Raw genomic sequence first — 1,313 nt, 5'->3', positions numbered from 1 at the left:
CGCCTTTCCCGGTATCTCTGCGTCGAACTTCGTCTTTTATTCCGGTCGAGTACCATAAGAGTACACTCGCTGCATAAAAGGCTCGTTCTCCTTGATATACCAAGGAAATTCATCTCGTGACGACACTTCCTAGAGCAGATTAACTTTGAGAATATACATTCTCAAAGTTTAAGGCACGCTCACTTCGGCGTTTAACCGCGCAGATAAACTGTGCTTACGCCTCCGTAGCGAACGTCTGCTCACGCAGCCGTCCGAGCGATTTCAAAGTGAAATTGCTCTAACGCTGCACGAAAGTGCAGCGCGCCACAATGGCGTGGATTCAGCCGAAAATCGCATTTTCGGCTGAATGAAAACTTCGGAACTACTGGGTTTTGAAGGCGTGCATGGTCACCAGGGTTTCCATAACGGTGGTGCTGAAATGGCTGAGTGCGCGGCCTGTGTCTGCCCCGGCCCTGATTGCCATCTCCAGTTCCAGCGCGGCGGCGGCCAGCGCCTTGGCCCCCAGATTGGCCGCAGCGCCCTTGGTGCTGTGTACCAGATCTCTGGCCTCGTCGGTCTTGCCGTTCTTGAGGGCCACAGCCACCTTGTCGGGAGTGTCGCGTTCCGTTTCAATAAATTTGCCCAGCAGCTTGACGTAAAGGTCGCGCTTGTTGAGCACACGGCTCATGGCGTCCTTCCAGTCCAGTAATTCCTCGGTCATGATTTCCTTCTTGGCGCAGGTTGATAGCAGACGGCAGATGCCGCCGGGATCACAGCGGGGGCAGTGGTCCCTTGGTATTCCAGACAAGCAGAATTGGTGTAGGCAAATACTGCCAGTTAGACTTGCGCATGACAATAATTTTATTGGTATAAAGTGCCGGCTGTCGCCGGGGGCGCTGCCTGTCTGTCGGCGCGGACGACCGGCAGGGCCGATTGTGGCGCGCTGCACTTTCATGCCGCGTTAGAGCATTTACATTTTTTCAAAGGTAAAATGCTCTAGACAGTGTCGTCACGAGCGCCTTTCCCGGTATCTCTGCGTCGAACTTCGCCTTTTATTCCGGTCGAGTACCATAAGAGTACACTCTCTGCATAAAAGGCTCGTTCTCCTTGATATACCAAGGAAATTCATCTCGTGACGACACTGTCTAATAGACGAGAGACTCTGGCAAAACGCAGAAAGCTGCCGGGCTGCCCGGCTCCAGGCGGCCTGCGCCACTGGGGAGCAGGTTGAGGGCTGCGGCGCCGTTGATTGTCATAAGGCGCACCAGAGCCTCGGGGGGGACGTCAAGGTTTTCGCGCAGCCACACAGCTTCCTGCCGCACGTCCAGATCGTG

General features: G+C 54.9%; 2 protein-coding genes. Both read right to left on the bottom strand.

What is annotated here, in order from left to right:
• Window positions 1-361: 361 nt before the first annotated feature.
• Window positions 362-700 (bottom strand): Hpt domain-containing protein, encoded by a 339-nt coding sequence (locus V6C16_RS13485; protein WP_333543466.1) that lies wholly within the window; start codon window positions 698-700, stop codon window positions 362-364.
• Between the two features lie 424 nt (window positions 701-1,124).
• The coding region (locus tag V6C16_RS13480) for an amidohydrolase family protein (RefSeq protein ID WP_333543465.1) at window positions 1,125-1,313 on the bottom strand (189 nt) is incomplete at its 5' end.

It is taken from the genome of Desulfovibrio sp. 1188_IL3213, assembly GCF_036763145.1.
Taxonomy (GTDB): domain Bacteria; phylum Desulfobacterota; class Desulfovibrionia; order Desulfovibrionales; family Desulfovibrionaceae; genus Desulfovibrio.
The sequence above is the reverse complement of the archived record's forward strand: the minus strand, read 5'-3'. Positions and strand labels throughout refer to the sequence as shown.